Origin of the sequence: Actibacterium sp. (genome assembly GCF_041584535.1) — a bacterium.
In the GTDB taxonomy this organism is placed as follows: Bacteria; Pseudomonadota; Alphaproteobacteria; order Rhodobacterales; family Rhodobacteraceae; genus Actibacterium_D.
In genome coordinates this window covers 1-2,613 of record NZ_JBFHDW010000326.1, presented here as the reverse complement: position 1 = coordinate 2,613, position 2,613 = coordinate 1, and the positions used below count along the sequence as shown (strand labels likewise).

The window sequence follows — 2,613 nt, the reverse complement described above, 5'->3', positions numbered from 1 at the left end:
GATTCGAACCCACGAGACGGTTTCCCGTCTACTCCCTTAGCAGGGGAGCGCCTTCGACCACTCGGCCACGTCTCCGCCGACCCGTTTAATTGGCGTTCGCAGCGGGGGCAAGCGGAAATCTGGGGAAATCTGCATTGCCTGTTTGAGGGCTTGCGTTGCGCCTCAGGTGTTGAACAGGAAATGCAGCACGTCGCCATCCTTGACGACATAGCTCTTGCCCTCGGCGCGCATTTTGCCGGCATCCTTGGCGCCCTGTTCACCCTTGCAGGCGACGAAATCGTCAAAGGCGATGGTCTCGGCGCGGATGAAGCCTTTTTCAAAGTCGCCGTGGATCACGCCAGCGGCCTGCGGGGCCAGCGCGCCTTTGCGGATGGTCCAGGCGCGGGCCTCTTTCGGGCCGACGGTGAAATAGGTTTGCAGACCCAGCAATTCGTGCCCGGCGCGGATCAGTCGATCCAGACCGGCCTCTTCCAGGCCCAGTTCGGACAGGAACATCTCGGCCTCTTCCGGGTCGAGCTGGCTGATTTCCTCTTCGATCTTGGCCGAGATCACTACGGCGGCGGCACCTTGTTCTGCGGCCATTTTCGCCACGGCCGCAGAATGGGCGTTGCCACTGGCGGCGTCGTCTTCCGAGACGTTGCAGACATAAAGGATCGGCTTGCTGGTCAGCAGTTGCAGCAGCGACCACGCCTTGCGGTCATCCTCGGCCACCTCGACGGTGCGGGCGGGCTGACCGTTTTCCAGCGCGGCAAGGGCGGTTCTCAGCAGGCGTTCTTGCTGGATCGCCTCTTTGTCGCCGCCGCGCACCTTGCGGACGATGTTTTGCAGGCGCTTTTCGATGGATTCCATATCGGCCAGCATCAGTTCGGTCTCGATCACTTCGGCATCCGAAACCGGATCGACGCGGCCCTCGACATGGGTCACGTCGCCATCTTCGAAACAGCGCAGCACATGGGCGATAGCGTCGCATTCGCGGATGTTGGCCAAAAACTGGTTGCCCAGACCTTCGCCCTTTGACGCGCCCTTCACCAGACCGGCGATGTCGACAAAGGTCATCCGCGTCGGGATGATCTGTTTCGACCCGGCGATCGCGGCCAGTTGGTCTAGCCGCGCGTCGGGCACGGCCACGTCACCCACGTTGGGTTCGATGGTGCAAAAGGGGAAATTCGCCGCCTGCGCCGCCGCAGTTCTGGTCAGCGCGTTGAACAGCGTCGATTTGCCTACGTTCGGCAGGCCGACAATCCCGGTTTTAAAGCCCATGACCCACTCCTATCCATGTGATCGCGCGCATGTAGGGGCGTGGGGGCCGGATCGTCAAGGCGGGCATTGATTTTCCCCCCTCAATCGCGCAAACCGGCGGAATAAAAGCAAGAGGGACGTCATGACTCGTATCGACCGGAAATTCGCCGCACTGAAAGCCGAAGGTAAGAAGGCCTTCGTCGCCTATGTGATGGCGGGTGATCCGGATTACGACACCTCGCTTGAGATCGTGAAGGGTCTGCCGGGCGCGGGCGTCGATGTGATCGAGCTGGGCCTGCCGTTTACCGATCCGATGGCCGACGGCCCGACGATCCAGCTGGCCGGTCAGCGGGCGCTGGAGGGCGGGATGACCCTGCAACGGACGCTGGATCTGGCGACCGAGTTCCGCAAGGGCGACAATGAAACCCCGATCGTGCTGATGGGCTATTACAACCCGATCTATAACCGTGGCGTGCCGAAATTCCTTAAGGATGCCAAGGCCGCCGGGATCGACGGTCTGATCGTGGTCGACCTGCCGCCCGAAGAAGACAGCGAATTGTGCATTCCCGCCAATGCGGCCGGGATGAATTTCATCCGCCTTGCCACGCCCACCACCGATGACAAACGCTTGCCGAAGGTGCTGCAGAACACCAGCGGGTTCCTCTATTACGTCTCGATCACCGGGATCACCGGCGCGGGCGAGGCGCAGGCTGGCGATGTCGCGCCCGAAGTGGCCCGGATCAAGGCCAAGACCGATCTGCCGGTGATCGTGGGCTTTGGGATCAAGACCCCCGATGCAGCGCAGGCCATCGCCAGTGTCGCCGACGGCGCGGTTGTCGGTTCGGCCATTGTCAGCCTGATCGGGCAGGGCCAGCCGGTGGCGGACATCCTGTCTTACGTGAAATCGCTGGCCGACGGCGCGCATCGCGCCTGAGCGGCCTAGCCCAGCGTCACATCCAGAATCATCATCAGGATCAGGCCGGTCACCAGACCGGTCGTGGCCGAGTTCTGATGCCCGCCGCGATGGGTTTCGGGGATGATTTCGTGGCTGATGATATAGACCATCGCCCCGGCGGCAAACGCCAGCCCCCAAGGCAGAACGTCGGTCGAGATATGCACCGCCGCCACGCCGATCAAACCGCCGACCGGTTCAATCAGGCCGGTGGCAAGGGCGATGCCAAAGGCCTTTAGCCGCCCATAGCCCTGACCGCGCAAGGCAACCGCCACGGCCAGCCCCTCGGGCGCGTTTTGCAGGCCGATCCCGGTGGCCAGCGACATGCCGTTGGTGAGGTCGCCGCCGCCAAAGCCGACGCCGACGGCCATGCCCTCGGGGAAATTGTGAATGGTGATCGCCAGCACGAACAGCCAGATCTT

General features: G+C 62.7%; 3 protein-coding genes. 1 reads left to right on the top strand and 2 read right to left on the bottom strand.

Annotated elements, in window-relative coordinates:
* Positions 1-162: 162 nt before the first annotated feature.
* Positions 163-1,260 carry a redox-regulated ATPase YchF gene (gene ychF, locus ABYW26_RS13115; RefSeq protein ID WP_372605357.1) on the bottom strand — a complete coding sequence of 366 codons (1,098 nt, stop codon included), beginning with the start codon at positions 1,258-1,260 and terminating at the stop codon, positions 163-165.
* Between the two features lie 121 nt (positions 1,261-1,381).
* Between ychF and trpA the strand changes: the two genes are divergently transcribed.
* Positions 1,382-2,173: a tryptophan synthase subunit alpha gene (trpA, locus tag ABYW26_RS13110; protein WP_372605356.1), complete on the top strand. Its 792-nt coding sequence runs from the start codon at positions 1,382-1,384 to the stop codon at positions 2,171-2,173.
* A gap of 5 nt (positions 2,174-2,178) precedes the next feature.
* Here trpA and ABYW26_RS13105 read toward each other — a convergent pair.
* Positions 2,179-2,613 (bottom strand): ZIP family metal transporter (locus tag ABYW26_RS13105; RefSeq protein WP_372605355.1); only part of this gene is annotated, 435 nt, incomplete at its 5' end.